The 20,676-nt window shown below is 64.0% G+C and carries 19 protein-coding genes; 12 read left to right on the plus strand and 7 right to left on the minus strand.

All coding sequences use genetic code 11. The features are described from left to right. Positions 1-18: 18 nt before the first annotated feature. Positions 19-771 carry a CPBP family intramembrane glutamic endopeptidase gene (locus K3148_RS02760; protein WP_221425813.1) on the plus strand — a complete coding sequence of 251 codons (753 nt, stop codon included), beginning with the start codon at positions 19-21 and terminating at the stop codon, positions 769-771. Positions 772-853: 82 nt separating this feature from the next. Here the strand turns inward: K3148_RS02760 and nusG are convergent, their stop codons facing one another. Both nusG and secE read right to left on the minus strand, forming a co-directional pair. Next, complete coding sequence (gene nusG / locus K3148_RS02765; protein WP_221425814.1) at positions 854-1,390, minus strand: transcription termination/antitermination protein NusG; 537 nt, start codon at positions 1,388-1,390, stop codon at positions 854-856. A gap of 26 nt (positions 1,391-1,416) precedes the next feature. Then, entirely contained in the window at positions 1,417-1,665 is a 249-nt protein-coding gene (gene secE, locus K3148_RS02770) for a preprotein translocase subunit SecE (protein WP_221425815.1), read from the minus strand. Between the two features lie 240 nt (positions 1,666-1,905). On the opposite strand from secE, the gene K3148_RS02775 reads away from it, so the two are divergent. Further along, entirely contained in the window at positions 1,906-3,429 is a 1,524-nt protein-coding gene (locus tag K3148_RS02775; RefSeq protein WP_221425816.1) for an alanine/glycine:cation symporter family protein, read from the plus strand. Positions 3,430-3,530: 101 nt separating this feature from the next. Here K3148_RS02775 and K3148_RS02780 read toward each other — a convergent pair whose 3' ends face one another. Next, on the minus strand, positions 3,531-3,680 hold the full coding sequence (locus K3148_RS02780; protein ID WP_006833329.1) for a hypothetical protein: 150 nt from the start codon (positions 3,678-3,680) through the stop codon (positions 3,531-3,533). Between the two features lie 267 nt (positions 3,681-3,947). After that, the gene (locus K3148_RS02785) at positions 3,948-5,810 is read right to left on the minus strand and encodes a DUF885 domain-containing protein (protein WP_221425817.1); all 1,863 of its coding nucleotides are present in this window, start codon (positions 5,808-5,810) and stop codon (positions 3,948-3,950) included. Positions 5,811-5,997: 187 nt separating this feature from the next. Between K3148_RS02785 and K3148_RS02790 the strand changes: the two genes are divergently transcribed. Further along, on the plus strand, positions 5,998-8,055 hold the full coding sequence (locus K3148_RS02790; RefSeq protein WP_221425818.1) for a S9 family peptidase: 2,058 nt from the start codon (positions 5,998-6,000) through the stop codon (positions 8,053-8,055). Between the two features lie 66 nt (positions 8,056-8,121). Beyond that, positions 8,122-8,634 carry a hypothetical protein gene (locus tag K3148_RS02795; RefSeq protein WP_221425819.1) on the plus strand — a complete coding sequence of 171 codons (513 nt, stop codon included), beginning with the start codon at positions 8,122-8,124 and terminating at the stop codon, positions 8,632-8,634. 4 nt (positions 8,635-8,638) lie between these two features. Here the strand turns inward: K3148_RS02795 and K3148_RS02800 are convergent, their stop codons facing one another. Continuing rightward, entirely contained in the window at positions 8,639-9,232 is a 594-nt protein-coding gene (locus K3148_RS02800) for a DUF2585 family protein (RefSeq protein ID WP_221425820.1), read from the minus strand. Between the two features lie 58 nt (positions 9,233-9,290). Next, positions 9,291-10,172 (minus strand): MipA/OmpV family protein, encoded by an 882-nt coding sequence (locus tag K3148_RS02805; RefSeq protein ID WP_247711624.1) that lies wholly within the window; start codon positions 10,170-10,172, stop codon positions 9,291-9,293. 119 nt (positions 10,173-10,291) lie between these two features. On the opposite strand from K3148_RS02805, the gene K3148_RS02810 reads away from it, so the two are divergent. From K3148_RS02810 to K3148_RS02845, 8 genes are all read left to right on the plus strand, one after another. Then, on the plus strand, positions 10,292-11,023 hold the full coding sequence (locus K3148_RS02810; protein WP_221425822.1) for a DUF2059 domain-containing protein: 732 nt from the start codon (positions 10,292-10,294) through the stop codon (positions 11,021-11,023). 18 nt (positions 11,024-11,041) lie between these two features. After that, positions 11,042-12,217 carry a lycopene beta-cyclase CrtY gene (gene crtY / locus K3148_RS02815; protein ID WP_221425823.1) on the plus strand — a complete coding sequence of 392 codons (1,176 nt, stop codon included), beginning with the start codon at positions 11,042-11,044 and terminating at the stop codon, positions 12,215-12,217. A gap of 56 nt (positions 12,218-12,273) precedes the next feature. Next, positions 12,274-13,770: a phytoene desaturase gene (locus K3148_RS02820; protein ID WP_221426597.1), complete on the plus strand. Its 1,497-nt coding sequence runs from the start codon at positions 12,274-12,276 to the stop codon at positions 13,768-13,770. Continuing rightward, positions 13,767-14,189, plus strand: coding sequence for a hypothetical protein (locus tag K3148_RS02825; protein WP_221425824.1), 423 nt, complete (start codon positions 13,767-13,769; stop codon positions 14,187-14,189). The genes K3148_RS02820 and K3148_RS02825 overlap by 4 nt, the downstream gene beginning before the upstream one ends. Then, on the plus strand, positions 14,186-14,767 hold the full coding sequence (locus K3148_RS02830) for an LOG family protein (RefSeq protein ID WP_221425825.1): 582 nt from the start codon (positions 14,186-14,188) through the stop codon (positions 14,765-14,767). The genes K3148_RS02825 and K3148_RS02830 overlap by 4 nt, the downstream gene beginning before the upstream one ends. An 80-nt stretch (positions 14,768-14,847) precedes the next feature. Continuing rightward, entirely contained in the window at positions 14,848-15,783 is a 936-nt protein-coding gene (locus K3148_RS02835) for a phytoene/squalene synthase family protein (RefSeq protein ID WP_247711625.1), read from the plus strand. Between the two features lie 38 nt (positions 15,784-15,821). Then, entirely contained in the window at positions 15,822-17,714 is a 1,893-nt protein-coding gene (locus tag K3148_RS02840; protein ID WP_221425826.1) for an acetyl/propionyl/methylcrotonyl-CoA carboxylase subunit alpha, read from the plus strand. A gap of 114 nt (positions 17,715-17,828) precedes the next feature. Then, positions 17,829-19,379, plus strand: a complete 1,551-nt coding sequence (locus tag K3148_RS02845; RefSeq protein ID WP_221425827.1) for an acyl-CoA carboxylase subunit beta — start codon at positions 17,829-17,831, stop codon at positions 19,377-19,379. Here K3148_RS02845 and K3148_RS02850 read toward each other — a convergent pair. After that, a complete protein-coding gene (locus K3148_RS02850; protein WP_221426599.1) occupies positions 19,376-20,641 on the minus strand; it encodes a multidrug effflux MFS transporter in 1,266 nt (421 codons plus the stop codon). The genes K3148_RS02845 and K3148_RS02850 overlap by 4 nt on opposite strands. Positions 20,642-20,676: the final 35 nt, after the last annotated feature.

The raw sequence follows: 20,676 nt of genomic DNA on the forward strand, positions 1-20,676 counted from the left end.
GCGGGAGAGGACGCAGTGATGACCGACACGGGCCAGCAGCGCATGGGATGGGGCTATTTCCTGCTCCAGCTCATCACCATCGGGGCGGTCTATTTCCTCTGCTCGATCCCGGCAGCGGTGATCTGGGGCTATGTCGATGCGAGTGGCGAGGCCGCGATAAGCTCGACCGGCGCGGCGGCATCGGTCGCCTCGAGCATGGCCGGCGCGCTTCTGGTCGCCTGGCTGTGGCTGCGCCGCGATGGCGCGGTTGCCGAGGCGTGGAACCTGCGCCGGCCCGAAGACGGCTGGGCGAGGACACTGCTCGCCGCCGTGGTCGCGACGATCGCCATCATCGGCTGGTTCACGCTGGGCGCAATGCTGGTCGACGCGATCGGCCTTGCCATGCCCGATGTGGTCGAGGTGCTCGGCTGGGTCACACAGAGCCAGTTCCACTTCATCCTGTGGATCGTCCTCGTAGCCCTCTTCGCTGCCGGCCTTGGCGAGGAACTCATTTATCGCGGCTTCCTCATGGACCGGCTGAACCGCCTGCAGGGCCTTGCCGGAAAGGCCTGGCCGATCATCCTGATCCAGGGCGTGCTGTTCGGCCTCCCCCACGCCTATCAGGGCTTGGGCGGCGTGATCATCACCGGCGTCGTCGGCATCGGGCTCGGCTGGCTGCGCTACAACCGCAAGGGCAATCTGTGGGCGCTGGTGCTGGCGCATATGGCGGTCGACGTGATCATGATGAGCCTGTCCTATGCCGACAAGCTGGGCTTCATGCCCGCGACCTGAGCCACACTCTCCACGCAAACGAAAAGGGGCGCCCCCCCGGATGTGAGGAGCGCCCCTTTTTCGTGAGCCCGAAGGCGAAGTCTTACTTGACCAGTTCGACCTGTTCGAATTCGAGTTCGACCGGCGTGGCGCGGCCGAAGATCGAGACCGAAACCTTGACCTTCTGCTTGTCGAAATCGAGTTCCTCGACGAGGCCGTTGAAGCTGGCAAAGGGGCCGTCGAGCACCTTGACCTGGTCGCCGATCTCGTAATCGACATTGACCTGCTTCTTGGGTGCGGACTTGGCTTCTTCCACACCGCCGAAATAGCGCGCGGCTTCCTTCTCGGAAATCGCCTGCGGCTTGTTGTTGTTGCCGAGGAAGCCGGTCACCTTGGGCGTGTTTTTCACGAGGTGATAAACGTCGTCGGTCATGTTGAGCTTGGCCAGCACGTAGCCGGGCATGAACTTGCGCTCGACCTGGACCTTCTTGCCGCGCTTCACTTCGGTGACGGTTTCGGTCGGGACCTGCACCTCTTCGACGCCTTCGGACAGGCCCAGGCGCTCGGCCTCGGCGATGATCGAATCGCGGACCTTGTTCTCGAAACCGGAATAGGCGTGGATGATGTACCAGCGTGCCATGTGTTCTCGTTATCCTTTAGGAAAGGTCAGGCCAGCGTGAGGAGCCAGCTCACCACGGCGCCGAAGGCCGAATCGACGCCGAGGAAGAAGAGCGAGAGGATGATCATCATGATGAACACGAAGATCGAGATACGGACCGTTTCGGGCCAGGTCGGCCACACGACCTTGCGGCCTTCGGTCTGAACCTGCCGGATGAATTCGGCGGGCGAGGTTTTCTTGCCCCCCTTAACTTTGGCAGGGGCTACCTTGGCGGTCTTGTCGGCTTTGTCGACCATGATCGTGTCTGCTCTCGCGAATGAACTTTTGTATCTCTTCCGGGATGGGGGCCGCGCCGCCCCGATGCAAGATCGGGAGGGGCTTTTCCTTCATCGATGTCGGAAGACGGGAAGCCATTTAGGCCGCGCGCCACAAAAACGCAAGCGGTGGAGACGCGCGCGATTGCCGCTTTCCAAGAGCCGTGCGCGTGGCTAGCTTGCGCGCTTCGAATTCAAGGGACGCTTGAGGGGAATACAACGATGGCAAACGCCACACCGCCGAGTTTTGGCGAGCGGATGATCGAACCGGTCACCAACATATCCGATTTCATCTGGGGGGGGACCTGGAACGGCGAGGCCGTGATCCCCTTCCCGCCGCTGGCCATAATCCTGCTGGGCATCGGCCTGTGGTTCATGGTGGGCCTGCGGTTCTACCCGATCGTCAAGCTGTGGTCCTCGATCACCGGCCTTTTCGCCGGTCGCAAGGGCCAGGGTGCGGGCGAAATCTCGCCTTTCGCTGCGCTGTCGACCGCCCTGTCGGGACAGGTCGGCACGGGTAACCTCGCCGGTGTCGCCACCGCTATTGCACTGGGCGGACCGGGGGCGATCTTCTGGATGTGGATCACCGCCCTGTTCGGCATGGCGCTGGCCTTCGCCGAAGGCTCGCTCGCCATCCGCTATCGCGAAAAGACCAGCGACGGCGTCTATCGCGGCGGTCCGATGAGCTACATCATGATGGGCCTGGGCCCCAAGTTCACCTGGCTGGCGGTGGTCTTCTGCCTCGGTACGCTGTTCTCCGCGCTGGTGACGGGCAACTCGATCCAGGCGAACGCCATGGCCGACGGCATGAACGAACTCTTCGGCATGCCCGAATGGCTTGGCGGCCTCCTGACGGCGGCCATCGTCTTCATCGTCATCATCGGCGGCATCAAGTCGATCGGCAATGTGGCGGAAAAGATCGTGCCCTTCATGGCCGCAACCTACATCGTCATGGCGGTGATCGCGCTGATCCTGAACTTCGGCGATCTCGGCGAGACTTTCGCCCTGATCTTCAACGGTGCCTTCAACCCGCAGAGCGCGGTGGGCGGCTTCACCGGCGCGGCGATCATCATGGCGATCCGCGCAGGTGTGGCGCGCGGCCTGTTCTCGAACGAGGCGGGCCAGGGTTCGACCCCGATCGCCCACGCCGTCGCGCAGACCGACGATCCCGAACTGCAGGGCCGCATGGCCATGCTGGGCACCTTCATCGACACCATCGTGATCTGCACCATGACGGCGCTGGTCATCCTCACCGTGCGCGGTGATTTCACCGCTGGCGGCGAGGCTGTCGCGCACGCCTGGCAGTCGGATCGCGTCGGCTTCGAAATGACCAGCGGCGCCTTCGCAGCGGCCTTCCCCTTCGAGATCGCCTCGATCCCGATCGGCACGCTGATCGCTTCGATCGCTCTCATTCTGTTCGTCTTCACCACGCTGCTGACGTGGAGCTATTACGGGGAACGGGCGATCACCTTTATTTACGACCGGATCAAGGGCTCGACCCGTAGCGGCGAGAAGAAGCTGCACATGGCGTGGCGCGTGCTGTGGTGCCTTGTGATCTTCCTCGGTGCCGCTCAGCCGAGCGAACTGGTCTGGCGTCTTGGCGATATTTCCAACGCCGCGATGGCGCTGCCCAACCTGCTGGCGCTGGCGCTCCTGTCGGGCGTGGTGTTCAAGCTCGCCCGCGGCGATCGCAAGGCCGGGCCGGACCATACGGCCGACACGCCCGAGGAACCGGAGGAGTACTAAACTCCTCCCACCCTAACGGTGGCCAAGAAAAAGGGGCCGGGAGTATCGCTACTCCCGGCCCCACCCTTTTGGGTCACGTCCTTTACGACTGAACCTTCGTATCAGCGGGCGCCAAACAGGCGGGCGAGGAAACCGGGTTCTTCCATCGGGAGGATCTTCCCGTGGTGCTTATAGCGAAGGCTGGCGTCGCTATAGCTCTTCGGCTTCACCCACCCGTCCGGGCGGCTGCTGCGGTAGGACAAGCTCGACATGGGTACTCCTCCATGAAATCTTTTCCCTGCGTCCGCCGAGTAGAACCACCTAGGCGCGGCTGCGGTTCCCGCGCCGCCTCCACTGAGGCGCTCGGGCGTGGCCAAAGGGCAACATTAACCCTTTGAATCCGCGGAAATCTGTTACCCGAAAAACGCGTATTCTAAGGCGCGGTTAAAGCGCCTTCTCAAGGCGAGCGGCTATTTCACAATGCCGGCCGCGCGCGTTTCGACATCGGTGGCAAGGCCCCTCACGAAAGGGCGCCAGGATCAGCCCTTTCCCGCGCCCGCTGCAATCCACCGGTCGATCTTAGCCTCCAGCACGGGAAGCGGCAGGGCGCCGCTGTCCAGCACTTGCGCATGGAAATCGCGGATGTCGAAAGCCGCGCCCAATTGCTGCTCGGCCTTGGCGCGCAGTGCCTGGATCTTGAGCGCGCCGACCTTGTAGGCGAGCGCCTGCCCGGGAATCGCGATATAGCGTTCGACCTCGGCGATCACCTCGGTCTCGGTCAGGCCGGAATTTTCCAGCATGAAGGCAATCGCCTGCTCGCGGGTCCAGCCCTTGGCGTGGAGCCCGGTGTCGACCACCAGCCGCATCGCCCGCAGCTGCTCGTCCTGCAGCGTGCCGTAGCGGTTCCACGGATCCTCGAAGAAGCCCATCTCATAGCCCAGCGTCTCGGCATAAAGGGCCCAGCCTTCGATATAGGCGGTGTTGCCGCCGAAGCGCATGAAGCTTGGCAGGGCCTCGTTCTCGCGCGCGAGGCTGATCTGGAAGTGATGCCCCGGCGCGCCTTCATGGAGATAGAGCGTGACGATACCCGTCGTCAGGCGGCTCGGCAGGTCATAGGCGTTGAAGTAGAAGGTGCCGGGTCGTGATCCGTCGGGCGCGCCGTCCTGATAGGACCCGCCTGCCTCGAACTTTTCGCGATATTCCTCATAGGGCTTGATCACGAGCGGGGTCTTCGGGACCAGCGAGAAATAGGCACCGATGCGCTCGTCCACCTCGTGGCCGATATCGTAATAGGCCTGCGTCAGCGCCTCGCGGCTTTTCGGCTTGAATTGCGGATCGGTCCGCACGTAATCGAAGAATTCGTTGAGCGTGCCGGTGAAGCCGACCTCTTCCTTTATCTCTTCCATGCCCGTCTTGATCCGGGCGGTCTCGGACAGGCCGAGATCGTGGAGGTAATCGGGGGTGAGCGGCAGCGTGGTCGAACCCTCGATCAGGTGCTGATAGAGCGCCGCCCCGCCCTTCATCTGCGAAAGGCCCACGCTTTCGCGCGCGGCACCGTAATATTCGTCACGCAGGAAATCGCGCAGGCGCATATGCGCGGCGTAGACGGCCTCGACCGCATCGAGATATTCGAACTTAAGCCGCTTCTTCTCCTCCGCGCTGAAGCTGTCGGGGAAGTTGTCGACCGGCATCCAGAAGGGCGATTCGTGGTATTCCATCGACAGCTGGGTATCGATCTGGCTGATCACGTTTCCGATGGTCAGGCGCGTTTCGAGGACGCCGCTGTCCATCCCTTCGCGGAACCGCGCTATCGCGCGGTCGATGATCGCGACATATTCCGCGTGGCGCGCAAGATTGTTCTCGTGGTCCTCGACCGTCGCCAACGTGACCCCGCCCTCGCCGCTCGCAAGGCTGGGGTAGAAAGTGTGCAGGCCGCTGAAATGGTTGATGGGGCGAACCTGCGTTACTGCGAGCAGTTCGGGCTCCAGCCCCTTCAACGTGCGCTGCTGGTCGAATTCGAACACGTCATAGGCGAGCTGGTCGGTCGGCGAGAGGGCCGCGCGGTCGATCGCTTCCAGCTGCTGCAGGTTGAGCGCGGCATCGGCGCGGCTGGCTTCGGTGTATGCGTCGCTGAAATAATCGCCCAGCCGATCGGCATAGCGCGTGTCGCCGCGAAACAGGCCGCTTAGAGGGTTGAGCTTGAGATCGCGTTCGTCCGCTTCCGCGAAGAGCGCGAAGAGCGCGTCATGGGCGACACTCTCGTCTGTCGCTGAGACCGGGGTTTCGGCGGCAGCGACGGCGCCGTCCCCTTCTGTAGCCGTCTGGTCGACGGTGCCGGTCGTGGCACACGCTGCAAGCGCTAGCGCCGAAGCGCCGCACACGGCGAGGCGGGCGATATTCATCCTGTTTCCCTCGAAGATTGCTTCGAAAACGCGCTTACAAGGACCGCCGGAGAACACAAGCCGCAGACCGCCGACAGTCTATCGGCATCGACGGAGGGCTTCACACCGCAAGCCCGGCCCGGTTTGCCTTACGCACGGGCCTCGCTATGAGTGCGCGCAAACGCATCCATGAAGGAGAGGATCGCATATGAAACTTCGCCCCATCGCCCTTGCCGCAAGCTTGCTGGCCGGTGCCTCGATCACCGCCACGGCGCAGGCGCGCCCGATGACGCCGGAAGATGTCGCCAAGCTGGAAAGCGTGGGCACCATCGCGGTTTCGCCCGATGGCAGCCGCATCGCCTACACCACCGCCAGCCTGCCCGACATCACCGATGGCGAGGAAAACGGCAGCACCGAGCAGCAGCTCAAGATGGCCTACGCGCCGATGAACGCGCGCGACTTTTTGCCCGAAGACATGAGCGTTTCGGGCATCACCTTCTCGCCCGATGGCCGCATGGTGAGCTTCCTGTGGGCCGATGAGGACGAAGACCGCGCCGTATGGGGTATTCCCGTGGATGGCGGCGCGCAGCGCAAGCTCGCCGCAGTCGAGGATGCCAGCGTGCGCTCCTTCGCCTGGGCACCCGACGGCTCGCGCATCTGGATGCTCGCCTCGGCAGAGAACGACGAGGCCCGCGAGAAGGAATCCAAGGCCGGCTTCAACGCCATCGTCTATGAGGAAGAGGCGCGCCTCAACCGCCTGTTTTCCGCCGCCGTCGGTACCGAAGTTGACGAGGACCCGGTGGCCGTCACCATCCCCGGCTATGTCAGCGCCTTCAAGGTCGCTCCTGGCGGCAAGACCGCCGTGGTCCAGAGCGCTCCGACGCCGCAGATCGACGATGAATACACCTCCAAGCGGGCCCATGTGATCGATTTGACGAGCGGCAAGGTCCTGCGCGTCGTCGAAACCCCCGGCAAGCTGGGCGACATCGAGATTTCGCCCGATGGAAAGCAGCTGTCCATGATCGCGGGCGTCGACATGAACGACCCGGCGGATACCACGCTGCACCTGGTCGATGTCGCCAGCGGCAGCTACCGCGCGCTCAATGCAGGCGCGCCCGAAGCGGCGGTCGATGCCGAATGGCTCGCCGACGGCCGCCTTGCCGCCGTCATCCACAAGGGCGCCCAGTCTGCGCTCCGCATCTACAACGCCAATGGGACCGTTGCCGAGGAACACGATGGCGGCGCACTCATCCTCACCAGCGTCGAGGCAGGCGGCAAAACGCTGGCCGTCGAAGCCAACAGCCCCACCCATCCGACCGAACTGTTCGTCTGGAACAAGGGCAAGTTCGCCCGCTGGACGCAGCACAACCCGTGGCTGTCGGAGATCGATTTCGGCAAGCAGCGCACCTTCCGCTACACCGCGCGCGACGGGCAGGAAGTCGAAGGCGTGCTGATCGAGCCGGTCGGCGGAGCCCCGCGCGGCGGCGCCCCGCTGATCCTCAATGTCCACGGCGGCCCCGAAGCGCATGACAGCAACGGCTGGCAGACCGCCTATTCGAAGCCCGGCCATGTCGCGGCAGGCCAGGGCTATGCCGTCTTCCTGCCGAACTATCGCGGATCGACCGGCTATGGCACGGCCTTCTCCAAGCAGCACACGGGCAATTACACCGATCCGGAATTCACCGACCTGGTCGACGCCAAGCGCGCGCTGGTCGAGGCTGGCATTGCCGACCCTGATCGCACCGGCGTGACCGGTGGTTCCTATGGCGGTTATGCCACGGCATGGTCCTCCACCGCGCTGTCGGACGAATTTGCCGCGGGCGTGATGTTCGTCGGCATTTCGAACCAGATCTCGAAGTTCGGCACGACCGACATTCCTTACGAGATGTACAACGTCCACTCGGGCAAATGGCCGTGGGACGACTGGCAGGCCATGCTCGAAGTCTCGCCGATCTACCATGTCGACAAGGCCAACACGCCGCTGCTCATCCTGCACGGCGCGGAGGACACCCGCGTCGCGCCGAGCCAGAGCTACGAGCTCTATCGCTCGATGAAGGTGCGCAAGCCCGATGTGCCGGTGCGCCTCGTGCTCTATCCGGGCGAAGGCCACGGCAACCGCAAGGCCGCAGCGCGCTACGACTATAACCTGCGCATGATGCGCTGGTTCGACACCTATCTGAAGACCGGCGACCGCGACGCGGAAATCCCGGACGCACGGCCGGTCCTGCCGGAAGGCACGACCGGAGCGGCAAAGAAGGACGACTGACCCCGCGCCAAGACGGCCACAACCTGCTAGACCCGCCCTTTCGTTACCATGCGAAAGGGCGGGTTTTTGCGTTCACTTCTTGCCATTGCCGTGGGGATCGGACTCGTTGCCGCAGGGTTCGGCTATATTCGCGACATCGATACCATGCCGATGGTGATGAAGGTGATCTTCGTCCTGTTCGGCGGGGTGCTCATCTATGCCGGGCTCTATCATCTCTGGCTTCGGATCCAGCGGCGCAGGGCCTACACCGGCGGGCGCGAGCGGCAGGGCACCGCGCGCTTGCTGAAGCCGCTGGACGAGGATGACGCTCTCGCCTTCGTCCTTTTCGCGAACAGCCATTCCGAATGGCTGATGTCGGTCGACCGCGGCAGCATCCGGCAGATCGAGAGCGGGCTTGGTGAAGGCCTGCCCGCCCGCGCCTATCTCGGCAATGACGACCGGATTTACGGTCTCGACATCGGCTCCACCAAGGCGCTGCCGATTTCGGTCGGGACGCCCTATGGCGGCAAGCTCAAGGAGCGCGTCGACTGGGCCGAGCGCAAGAAAGCCGAATGGGCTGCGCGCAAGCGCGAGGACTGAGCCGTCAGCCCGCCGCCTGCCACTCGCCGATCGCCTCGACCGGCCAGATCAGCATGATGAAGTTGAGGGTCAGGTTATCGCGCACGACCATCGCCGCCACGGTCTCCATGATGATTGCGAGCACCACGGTCACTTTCACCGGCAGCTTCAGCGCGAGGTAGAAGCCGAGGCTCATCCAGCCGAGGTCGGCAAGCGAGTTGATGATGCTGTCGCCCGAATAGCCCCAGTTGACCGTGACCGAGCGATAGCGGTCGATGACCCAGGACATGTTCTCGACAATCTCCCATACGGCCTCGAGCGCGATGGCGAGCGCGAAACTCCACTTCGCCGCGCCCTTCCCGCCGATCTTCAGCTTCGCGAACAGAAGCCAGCCGAGTGCGTAGAACAGCATGCCGTGGATGATGTGGCTCGGCGTGTACCAATCGGCGAGGTGCTGGCTGTTGCCCGAAGAATTGATGTTGCCGTGCCACAGCTTGACGTAGCCGCATTCGCATATCGGCGGTCGGTCCATCGCGTAAAGGATCGCGAGCGTGGCGATCACGAGGACAAGCGACAGGGTGAGCGCTGCGCGATGCGGCTTGAGCGACCGGTTCTTCATGGGCGCGACCCTGCGGCGGGAATGCCCCGCTGCCAAGAGACGCGCCCTCGCTTATCCGCTAGAAGGTGTAGCCGACGCCCAGCGCGACGAAATACTGGTCGTTATTGCCGCGAATGCTGGTGAAGGGCGTGTCGGCCGCATCATTGACCAATTTCGACCAGCCGCCGATGCCGACAAGAGACAAGCCGCCATCGGTGACATCGCCGCTGAGGTCATGCGCGAGCAGCAGGTTTACGCCGTAGCTTTGCATCCCGCCTTCGGCCTGGAAACCGGGCAGCACGTTTTCGTCCGGCAGCAGCGTGTTGAACTGCGGCACGGAGTAGTAATAGTCGGCAAACTTGTCGTCGACGAAGGTCGTGCTGAGCGAGAGCGAGGCGGCGGTCGCGCGGCTGAGCGGCGAGAAATAGGTGACGCTCGGGCTCCAGTACATGCCGCCATGCGCGCCCGCGACATCCCAGGCCGCGTCGAGATTGACCGAGAGACTATCATAGGGGTGAAGGAGTTTGGGAAAGCTCACCCCGACGCTGCCGCCCAGTTCCACGGCCCGGTCGAGTTCGCCATAGGCTGCCACCACATCGTCGTTGATGTCGTCGACATCCGCGCGGTCGCTGCGCAGGCGCACCATGGGGCCGGCGGAAAAGCCGATGCCCTCGTCGGGATCGGGAATGAAGTCGAGCGCGAGGCCCGCGGGGCGCGGATTGACCTTGATGCCGGCGAAGCTCGCCTGGACGATGGGCAGGATGTTGATGTTGTAATCGTCGCTGCCCGAATAGCTGGCGTTGTATCCCACGCCGATGCCGACGCTGAGGAAATCGCCGTCGAAAACGGTTTCGGGCGGACCGGCGGGCAGCGGTTCCTCGACTTGCGTTTCCTGTGCGAGGACCGGCGTTGCCGAGACGGATATGAGAAGGGCTGCGGCGATGGACGCAGGTCGAACCATTTGATTAACCCCCATGAAGTTATTTCCCTTGCCAACGTGCATCATCCCGCCACGTTCCTCAAACGATGTGTGCCGTCAGCGATTGCGGCGGAGCGGCGACATCCATAGAAGGCAGACCCATGACCAGACTGATTTCCCTTCTCGCCCCGCTTGCCTTTGCCACGGGGCTGGCCAGCGCTGCGAACGCTCAGGAAGCCGAAGCCGTCGCTTCCGCCAGCGAAACGAGCAGCTATGACGCGCTGCTCGATTCGATGCTGGACGGGCTCGATCGCGAACAGTTGATCGACAACCAGCTCCGCGTTGCGAAGTCCTTTTGGGAGGCCGACGCCAATGTCGTGGCTATGGAAGCGCAGCATCCCGGCCTGATGGACGCCATGGTCCGCGCCATGCGGCCGATCCTGATCCGCGTCGATGCCGAGCTGCAGAACGAATACCGCGACGATTTCGTAGCCGCCATTGCCGCCACGGTGACGGCGGAAGAAGCCAGCACCATTGCCCAATTCTACAGTTCGGACCTCGGCGTGAAGATGCTGTCGGGCATCAGTGCCACGTACGATGGCAAAGAATCCATCGCGAAGACGCTCGAAAGTGGCGCCCCCACCAACGAGACTTTCGACCGCGACACCGCTGTGACTACAAACCACGTAGTGCAGACCCTGTCCGCCGAGGAGCAACAGGAACTGGTGGCGCAGTTCACGAGCAAGCCGGCGCTTCAAAAACTTCCGGCGATCCAGCAGGCGATGCGTCCCATCCGCATACAGATGGAACGCGCAGGCATGGCTCCCGAACGCCAGCGCGTGATCCAGGAGGCTGTCCGCAAGGCGGCCATGGATCACATGGCGAATTCCTAGGCGGGGCAGGCTCCCGGCGTGCTCGACATCGCAATCGTCGGCGGCGGTCTGGCCGGTGGGCTGACCGCGCTGGCGATCCGTCGGGTTGCGCCGGACCTGTCCTTCGCCCTGTTCGAGGCGGGCGACAGCTTCGGAGGCAACCACCGCTGGAGCTGGTTCGAGCATGACCTCGATGCCGAAGCCACCGCCCTCCTCGCGCCGTTCGACAAGACCGAATGGAGCGGCGGCAACGAGGTGCGCTTCCCCGCGCACAGCCGCATTCTCGCCAGCAATTACCGCTCGCTCGACAGCCGCGATTTCGACGCCGCGCTTCGCCGCCTCCTGCCACAGAAAGCGATCCGCACCTCCTCGCGCGTGGCGGGCCTCGATAAAGGCGGCATTACGCTGGCCGATGGCGAACGTATCGCCGCTCAATGCGTGATCGATTGTCGCGACGGAGCGGGAAGCGAGCATCTGACCGGCGGATGGCAGGTCTTCCTCGGCCAGCACCTCCGCACCGAGGCGCCCCACGGGATCGAACGCCCGGTCATCATGGACGCCACGGTCGAACAGGCGAACGCCTATCGCTTCGTTTACCTCCTGCCGCTCGGCGAGGACGAAATCTTCGTCGAGGACACCTATTACGCCGACAGCCCCGAGCTCGACGCGGGAACCCTGCGCGCGCGGATCGAGGCCTATGGCTGTGCGAAAGGCTGGCAGGCGAAGGTCTTGCACGAGGAAACCGGCGTCCTCCCGGTCATCACCGGCGGAGATTTTGGCGCCTATCGCGCTTCGCTGAGCATTGCGGGCGTCGCGCTGGCGGGCGCGCGCGGAGGCTTCGTCCATCCGCTCACCAGCTACACCATGCCAATTGCCGCCGATAACGCGCTCGCCATCGCGCGGGCGGCCCAGGCCGACCTCGCCGCCCTGCCCGAATTCGTCGAGCACCGTGCGAAGGAACATTGGCGCGCGACGGGCTATTATCGCATGCTCGGCAAGATGCTGTTCCAGGCGGCACGGCCTGCGGAACGATATCGCGTGTTCGAGCGCTTCTATCGCCTACCCGAACCCCTCATCGAACGCTTCTACGCCGCCCGCTCTACCCCGCTCGACAAGATGCGCATCCTCACCGGCAGACCGCCCGTACCTGTCGCTCGCGCCATCCCTGCCCTGCTTGGCAAGGGCACACCGCTCGTCCAAGAGATCGATCCATGAACGCCCAGACCCAGAATACCGCCTTTCGCGCCACCGACCTGCCCGAAAGCCCGACCATGCCGGAACCCACGGGCAAGACCGCCTGCGTCGTCGGCTCGGGCTTCGGCGGTCTCGCTCTCGCCATCCGCCTGCAATCGGCCGGCATCGCCACCACGGTGATCGAAGCGCGCGACAAGCCGGGCGGCCGCGCCTATTTCTGGGAGAAGGACGGCTTCACCTTCGACGCCGGCCCCACCGTCATCACCGATCCCGACTGCCTGCGCGAACTCTGGGCGCTGACCGGCCACGACATGGCCGAGGATATCGAGATCATGCCGGTCATGCCGTTCTATCGCCTCAACTGGCCCGACGGGACGAATTTCGATTATTCGAACGACGAGGAACAGCTCTTCAGCGAAATCGCCGAGCTGAACCCGCGCGATGTGGCGGGCTACCAACGCTTCCTCGATTACGCCGAGGGCGTCTATGAAGAAGGCTACGTCAAGCTCGGCCACGTCCCCTTCCTCGACTTCAAGTCGATGATGAAGGCGGCCCCGGCGCTGGCCAAGAAGCAGGCCTGGCGCAGCGTCTATTCCATGGTGTCGAGCTTCGTCGAGAACGAGAAGCTGCGCGAGGCCCTGAGCTTCCACACGCTGCTCGTCGGCGGCAACCCGATGAAGACCAGCAGCATCTACGCGCTGATCCACAAGCTGGAGAAGGACGGCGGTGTGTGGTGGGCCAAGGGCGGCACCAACCGGCTGATCGCGGCCATGGTCACGCATTTCGAACGGATCGGCGGCGCCATGCGCGTCGGCGATCCGGTGACGCGCATCCACACGCTGGGCAGCAAGGCGAGCGAGGTGGAAACGCATTCGGGCTTCAAACAGCGGTTCGACGCGGTCGCCAGCAACGCCGACATCATGCACAGCTACAAGGACCTCTTGGCCGGGACCAAGCGGGGCGAGAGCTATTCCAAGTCGCTCGCGCGCAAGAAGTTCTCGCCCAGCCTCTTCGTCGTCCATTTCGGGATCGAAGGCACCTGGCCGGGCATCCCGCACCACATGATCCTGTTCGGCCCGCGCTACCAAGGCCTGCTGGAAGACATTTACGATCACGGCGTCCTGCCGCAGGATTTCTCGATTTACCTCCACCACCCAAGCGTGACCGACCCCAGCGTCGCGCCCGAAGGCATGAGCACCTTCTACGCGCTGGTGCCGGTCGCCCACATGGGCAAGCTGTCGGTCGATTGGGAGCAGATGGGCCCGGTGCTTGAAAAACGCATCCTCGACGAGGTCGAACGCCGCCTGATCCCCGACCTGCACGGCCGCATAAAGACCAAGTTCCACTACGCGCCGAGCGATTTCGCGCATGATCTCAACGCCCACAAGGGCAGCGCCTTCAGCCTCGAACCGCTGCTGACCCAGAGCGCCTTTTTCCGCGGGCACAACCGCGACGATGTGCTGGACAATTTCTATCTGGTCGGTGCAGGGACGCATCCGGGCGCCGGCATCCCCGGTGTCGTCGGCAGCGCGAAGGCGACGGCCGGCTTGATGGTAGAGGATCTGGTTTCGTGAAGTTTGGTGTTGCTGTCGCTCTGGCGGCGTTAAGTGTTGCAGGATGCGGAGAAACGGTGGCGCGTGAAGAGGCGCCGGTTCCCGCCGGTTTCGTTCCGGTCGAGATGCCGGCTGGTGAGCGCGTCTATTTCGACCCGGCCTCGCGCGGCGAAGGCCAGATGAACGGCAACCCGGCACGCACCGGCGTGTTCGTGGAGGTATTCGAGACGACCGACAATCGCTGGGCCTTGCGCCGCGAAAAATGGACCTCGCGCTGCGACCCGCAGCATGCGACGAAGGAAGTCCTTTCGCTCCAGACGCCGAGCGGCGAAACCGTGGCGGAAAGCGCGCTCGTCATTCCCGAGCGTGATTTCGCCGAGCGCAGCTATTACTTGCGCAGCTTCTCCGGCTATCTCTGCGAACAGGAGGTGCTGCCGTGAAGCGTCTTGCAGTCTATTGCGGTTCGGCCTCGCCCGAGGACCCGCGGTATCTCGAACTTGCCCGCGACGTGGGCGCAGGCCTTGCCGAGCGCGGAATCGGCGTCGTCTATGGCGGCGGACGTCTGGGCCTGATGGGCGCGGTGGCGTCCGGCGCGCTCGATGCGGGCGGCGAGGTGATCGGCATCATTCCCGATGCGCTCGCCAACAGCGAAGTCGCCAACCACGACTGCACCGAGCTTTACACCGTATCCGGTATGCACGAGCGCAAGCAGCGCTTCACCGACCTGTCCGACGGTTTCGTTACCATCCCCGGCGGCGTCGGCACGATGGACGAGTTGTGGGAAGCGGTGAGCTGGGCGCAACTCGGCTACCACCAGAAGCCCGTCGGCCTGCTCAACGCCTTCGGCTTTTACGATCACCTCATCGCCTTCAACCGCCACATGGCCGAGGTCGGCTTCGTGCGTCCGGCGCACCAAGGGATAATTCTGGCCGAAGAGACGTTAAGTGCGTTGCTGGACAAAATGGAAAGCTATCAACCGCATACACCGATCTTCAAGATGAAGGCCTCCGACCTCTGAGCAAGCCCCGCCCCTTAACGACGCAAAACCTTCGCCCCACCCCGGCGCGCGCCGGTGGCGGGCGTGAGCGTGCCACGCTGGTGGCGCGGGCGCTGGAATCGATCGAGGTCGGCTCGCACAGCTTTTCCGCCGCTTCCAAGCTGTTCGACAAGACCACCCGCGAGCGCAGCTGGCTCCTCTACGCCTGGTGCCGCCGCTGCGACGATATTGCCGACAATCAGGACAAGGGCGGGCCGCTCGGCGACCAGGGCACTCCGAAAGATGCCGAGGACCGCATCCAGGCGATCCGCGTCCTTACCCGCCGCGCCTTGGAGGGCCAGCCCACGGCCGATTTCGCTTTCGACGCGCTGGGCATGGTCGCCTCCGAATGCGGCCTGACCTACGAGATGGCGAACGACGTCATCGGCGGCTTCGCCATGGACGCGACCGGTTTTGCGCCCAAGAATGAAAACGACATGCTGCGCTATTCCTACCATGTGGCAGGCGCGGTCGGCATCATGATGGCGAAGATCATGGGCGTGCACGAGGACGATGGCGAAACGCTTGATCGGGCGAACGATTTGGGCCTCGCCTTCCAGATCGCCAACATCAGCCGTGACGTGGTGGAAGATGCCGCTGCGGGCCGCGTCTACATCCCCGCAACCTGGCTCGAAGAGGCAGGCCTCACTCCCGGCGAGCACGCCAAGGAAGAAAACCGCTTTGTCCTCGCCAGCATCATGCCGCGCATGATCGCGCTGATGCAGAAGCACGAGGACGCAGCGCGCCTCGGCGCAAAACGCCTGCCGTTCCGCTCGCGCTGGGCGGTGCTGTCGGCGGCGAATATCTACGGCGCAATCGGCCGCAAGGTCCTCGACCGCGGACAGAACGCCTGGAACACCCGCACCCGCGTGAACGGCCTCGAAAAGGGCTGGCACGTCACCACGGCCTTCTTCCAGGCCCTGTGGAACCGGCCTGCTGGCCCGCAAGAGCCGATCATCTGGTCACGCCACGATTTCAGGCCTGTTGCCGGTTGGTAGCTTGATGCGGCGCGCCGCTACGGCTAGCGCGCATTCGTATGATTTCTAAGCTTCTCATCGCCAATCGCGGCGAAATCGCCTGCCGTATCATCCGCACTGCGCGCGAGATGGGGATCGCCACTGTCGCGGTCTATTCCGATGCCGACGCCAAGGCGCTCCACGTTCGCAGCGCCGACGAAGCGGTGCACATCGGACCCTCTCCCGCTGCCGAGAGCTATCTGGTGGGCGAGAAGATCATTGCGGCGGCCAAGGAGACCGGCGCCGAGGCAATCCACCCCGGCTACGGCTTCCTCTCGGAAAACGCCGGTTTCGCGCAGGCGGTAATCGACGCCGGGCTGATCTGGGTCGGCCCCAAGCCCTCCAGCATCGATGCGATGGGCCTCAAGGACGCCGCCAAGAAGCTTATGCGCGATGCCGGTGTGCCGGTGACGCCGGGTTATGAGGGCGAGGACCAGTCGGTCGAGCGCCTCAAGAAAGAAGCCGACGCCATTGGCTATCCCGTCCTGATCAAGGCAGTCGCGGGCGGCGGAGGCAAGGGGATGCGCAAGGTCGATCACGCCGAGGACTTCGAGGCGAGCCTCGAAAGCTGCCGGCGCGAGGCCAAGGCCAGCTTCTCAAACGATGAAGTGCTGCTCGAAAAGTGGATCACCTCGCCCCGCCATATCGAGGTGCAGGTCTTCGGCGACAGCCACGGTAATGTCGTCCACCTGTTCGAACGCGACTGTTCGCTCCAGCGCCGCCACCAGAAGGTGATTGAGGAAGCCCCCGCCCCCGGCATGGACGAGGCCACACGCGAGGACATCTGCGCCGCAGCCGTGCGCGCCGCCAAGGCAGTCGATTACGAAGGCGCAGGCACGATCGAATTTATCGCCGACGCCAGCGAAGGCCTGCGCGCCGACCGTATCTTCTTCATGGAAATGAACACCCGCCTGCAGGTCGAACACCCGGTGACCGAGGAGATCACCGGAGTCGATCTGGTCGAATGGCAGCTGCGTGTGGCGAGCGGGGAGCCAATCCCCCTGAAGCAGGAAGAGCTGGGCATCGACGGCTGGGCCATCGAGGCGCGGCTGTATGCGGAGGATCCGGCGAAAGGGTTTTTGCCGAGTACCGGACGGTTGGAATATCTCGGCCTGCCCAATTTCAGGTCGAGGGTCGAAGCAGGTGTCGAGCAGGGGTCGGAAGTCTCGCCTTTTTATGATCCCATGATTGCTAAGATCGTCTGCAAGGGCGCCGACCGGGACGACGCTATCGCCAAGCTCCGCGAAGCAACGGCCAACACGAATGTGTGGCCGGTCCGGCAAAATGCGTGGTTTCTTGTCAGGTTGCTGGAACTTGAAGAATTCAAGTCAGGGCAGATGACTACGGGCACCATTGGCGAGCATATTGAGGAACTGACCGAGGAACCCAAGCTAGGGAAAAGTACCTTAGCTCTCCGAGCGCGAGATCACCTCTATGAAAACCAATTCGGCGATGATCTCGCGAGGCTGGAAGGTATCGGCGGTTTCCGGCTCAATGCTGATCGTAAAGAGAGCATCCGCCTGTTGGTCAGCGGTGAGGCTGTGGAAGTTACACCCCATGATGGTTGGGATGAACCGCTGCCTAGCGGCGGAGTAGGAACCTTTCAGATAGGCGATCTGGTGTTTGAGAACGGCGCGGCATTTCGGGTCCAGCCTTATCGCCACGACGCTGGCGGCGCAGCTTCCGCCGCGGACGGCGCTATCCTCGCCCCCATGCCGGGCAAGGTCATCGCGGTCGATGTGGCCGAGGGCGATGCGGTCACCGCGGGCCAGCGCCTCATGGTGCTCGAAGCGATGAAGATGGAACACGCGCTCACCGCGCCCTTCGACGGGACCGTGACCGAGCTTTCCGCCAGCGAGGGTGGGCAGGTGCAGGTCGAGGCGGTGCTGGCGGTTGTGGAGCCGAGCGAATAGGCCTGGCCTCAATTCCGTTCGTGCTGAGCTTGTCGAAGCACCGCTTTTTCTTCTAGCTCAGGTCCACAAGTGAAGGACGGCCCTTCGATAAGCTCAGGGCGAACGGAGGTTGGGATGTCTTGGCAGGCCGAACTTGAAGAACTCCGCAGGCGCGAAGAGTTCGCGGAACAGATGGGCGGGCCGGACAAGCTCGCCCGCCAGCACTCCCGCGGCAAGATGGATGCCCGCGCCCGGCTCGCGGCGCTGGTGGACCCCGGCTCCTTTCGAGAGATCGGCAAGATCGCCGGCAAGGGACACTACGACGAGGACGGCAATCTTGCAGGCGTAACCCCTGCCCCCTTCCTGTTCGGCAAGGCGGAGATAAACGGCCGCCCGGTGGTCGCGACCGCCGACGATTTCACCATTCGCGGCGGCGCTGCGGATGCCGGGATCAGCCGCAAGATGGTGCAGGCCGAGAAGATGGCGCACGAGCTGAAGCTGCCCATCATCCGCATGATTGACGGCACGGGCGGCGGCGGCAGCGTCAAGACGCTCGAACAGATCGGCGCGACCTATATTCCCGCAGTGCCCGGCTGGTCCGACGTGGTGAAAAACCTCGACACCGTGCCCGTGGTGGCTCTGGCGCTTGGCCCCACGGCAGGTCTCGGCGCGGCCCGGACGGTGGCGAGCCATTATTCGGTCATGGTGAAAGGCCTTAGCCAGATCTTTGCCGCCGGGCCTGCCGTGGTCGATGGCCTGGGCGAAGGTTACAAGGGCTCCGACAATCACCAACAGGCCAAGGAAGACCTTGGCGGCAGTGGCATCCACACGCGCAACGGCGTGGTCGACGACGAGGTGGCAAGCGAGGCCGAAGCCTTCGCCCGCGCGCGGCATTTCCTCTCCTTCATGCCCGAGCATGTCGGCCAGCTTGCCGCCCGTGCCGACTGCTCCGACCCGGTGGACCGCCGCGAGGAGGCGTTGCTCAGTCTCGTCCCGCGCGAGGACAAGCAGGTCTATTCGATGCGCCGCGCGATGGAGATTGTGTTCGATTCCGGCACCGTCTTCGAGATCGGCCGCATGTGGGGCCGCGCCTGCATCACCGCGCTTGCCCGGCTCGACGGCTGGCCCGTCATGGTGCTCGCCAGCGACCCGTCCTATCTCGGCGGGTCGTGGGAAGCGAAGACCAGCGAGAAGGTCGAACGCTTCGTCAAGCTCGCCGACCAGTTCCGCCTGCCCATCGTCCACCTCGTCGACAATCCCGGATTCATGATCGGGCGCGAGGCGGAGATGGCGGGGACCATCCGCTACGGCGTGCAGGCGATGAACGCGATCTACCGCGCCAGCGTCCCGCTCGCCTCCATCGTCCTGCGCCGCGCCTATGGCATTGCGGGGAGCGCCATGAGTAACGCCGAGACCTTCCAGTACCGCTATTGCTGGCCTTCAGGCGATTGGGGCTCGCTCCCCATCGCGGGCGGCTTGGAGGTCGCCTACAAGTCCGAGCTGGAAGCGGCCCAAGACCCGGAAGCCGAACTCGCCGCCATTCGCGAGCGGCTGGACAAGGTCACCTCGCCCTTCCGCAGCGCCGAACGCTTCAACGTCGAGGACATCATCGACCCGCGCGACACCCGGCCCTTGCTGTGCGAATTCGCGCAACTTGCGTGGCGCAGGCTGGAGAGCGAGACCTAGTCGTAATCCTCCATCTTCTCGCCGAACAGCTCGCCGCGTTCGGAGAAGAGGACGAAAACGAGGCTCAGCACCGCCGTGATGAGCAGGGCGAGCGCCAGCGGGCGCGCCGTGCCGTCGTACATATAGCCGATGAACGCCCCCAGCGCCGCGCCGCTTGTCATGCGCAGGAACCCCTGCGCGCTCGAAGCCGCCCCTGCGATATGGCGGAAGGGCTGCAAGGCGATGCTGCCGAAATTGGCACCGATGAAGCCAAGCAGGCTCATGTTTGCCGCCATCAGCGGGACGAAGGTCCACAAGGTCTCGTCCGGGTCGTTGGCGAACCACAGTTGCAGCGCGGCCACGAAGATGAAGGCGAAAAGCGCCGCGTGGCTGACCTTGCGCGCCCCGAACCGCTCGACAATGCGGCTGTTCGACCAGTTGGCAATTGCCATACAGCCAGCACAGATGGCGAAGATCAGCGGGAACTTGTCGCCTGCCCCGAAGGCTTCGCCGATGAGCTGCTGGCTCGAATTGATGAAGCCGAACAATCCGCCGAACACCAGCGCGCTCCCGAGCGTGTAACCGATGGTTTCGCGCAAGGTGACAGCGCTTTTCATGTTGCGCGTGATGGTCGGCAGGTGGATGTCCTGCTTGTCTTCCTCGTGCAGGGTTTCGGGGAGGCGGAAATAGACCCAGGCGCTCATCACGCAGCCGAGCAGGGCCATCGCGCCGAAGATCCAGCGCCAGTCGCCAAACGCGAAGAGCACGGCTTGCCCGATACTCGGCGCGACGGCGGGCACGAGCAGGAAGATCACGAAGATGAGGCTCATCATGCGCGCCATCTTGTCCCCGCCCACCCGGTCGCGAATGATGGCCGGCGGCAGGGCGATGATGCCGGCGGCGAAGAAACCCTGTGCCGCGCGAAGACCCACCAGCATATCGAATGTGGTCGCCATGGCGCAGGCGAGCGAGAGCAGGATGTAGCAGGCCAGCGCCACGAACAGCACGGGCCGTCGCCCGTACCGGTCGGCAAAGGCTCCAGGCACGAGCGTACCGAAACCGGCCGCCAGCAGATAGGCGCCGACCACGAACTGGCGATCGTTGCCCGGCGCGCCGAGATCGCTCGCCAGCGCGTCGAGTGCGGGAAGGATGGCGTCGATACCGAAAGCGTTGCAGGCCATCAGCAGCGCCATCATCCAGATCAGCTCGCGCTCACCGATCATCGTGCGCTTCGCGCGGTCGGGAAGCGGGCGTTCGCCGCCGGAGAGCTGTTCGTTTCGCATCTGCACAAAATGGCGAGTGAAGCACAAGGTTCCGA

The sequence above is a fragment of the Qipengyuania aurantiaca genome, assembly GCF_019711375.1.
GTDB lineage: Bacteria > Pseudomonadota > Alphaproteobacteria > Sphingomonadales > Sphingomonadaceae > Qipengyuania > Qipengyuania aurantiaca.

What these genes read in the sequence shown, in the direction of transcription:
- K3148_RS02760 (WP_221425813.1), top strand. Translation starts at nt 19, where the DNA reads ATGACCGACACGGGCCAGCAGCGCATGGGATGGGGCTATTTCCTGCTC.
- nusG (WP_221425814.1), bottom strand. Translation starts at nt 1,390, where the DNA reads ATGGCACGCTGGTACATCATCCACGCCTATTCCGGTTTCGAGAACAAG.
- secE (WP_221425815.1), bottom strand. Translation starts at nt 1,665, where the DNA reads ATGGTCGACAAAGCCGACAAGACCGCCAAGGTAGCCCCTGCCAAAGTT.
- K3148_RS02775 (WP_221425816.1), top strand. Translation starts at nt 1,906, where the DNA reads ATGGCAAACGCCACACCGCCGAGTTTTGGCGAGCGGATGATCGAACCG.
- K3148_RS02780 (WP_006833329.1), bottom strand. Translation starts at nt 3,680, where the DNA reads ATGTCGAGCTTGTCCTACCGCAGCAGCCGCCCGGACGGGTGGGTGAAG.
- K3148_RS02785 (WP_221425817.1), bottom strand. Translation starts at nt 5,810, where the DNA reads ATGAATATCGCCCGCCTCGCCGTGTGCGGCGCTTCGGCGCTAGCGCTT.
- K3148_RS02790 (WP_221425818.1), top strand. Translation starts at nt 5,998, where the DNA reads ATGAAACTTCGCCCCATCGCCCTTGCCGCAAGCTTGCTGGCCGGTGCC.
- K3148_RS02800 (WP_221425820.1), bottom strand. Translation starts at nt 9,232, where the DNA reads ATGAAGAACCGGTCGCTCAAGCCGCATCGCGCAGCGCTCACCCTGTCG.
- K3148_RS02805 (WP_247711624.1), bottom strand. Translation starts at nt 10,172, where the DNA reads ATGGTTCGACCTGCGTCCATCGCCGCAGCCCTTCTCATATCCGTCTCG.
- K3148_RS02810 (WP_221425822.1), top strand. Translation starts at nt 10,292, where the DNA reads ATGACCAGACTGATTTCCCTTCTCGCCCCGCTTGCCTTTGCCACGGGG.
- K3148_RS02820 (WP_221426597.1), top strand. Translation starts at nt 12,274, where the DNA reads ATGCCGGAACCCACGGGCAAGACCGCCTGCGTCGTCGGCTCGGGCTTC.
- K3148_RS02840 (WP_221425826.1), top strand. Translation starts at nt 15,822, where the DNA reads ATGATTTCTAAGCTTCTCATCGCCAATCGCGGCGAAATCGCCTGCCGT.
- K3148_RS02845 (WP_221425827.1), top strand. Translation starts at nt 17,829, where the DNA reads ATGTCTTGGCAGGCCGAACTTGAAGAACTCCGCAGGCGCGAAGAGTTC.
- K3148_RS02850 (WP_221426599.1), bottom strand. Translation starts at nt 20,641, where the DNA reads ATGCGAAACGAACAGCTCTCCGGCGGCGAACGCCCGCTTCCCGACCGC.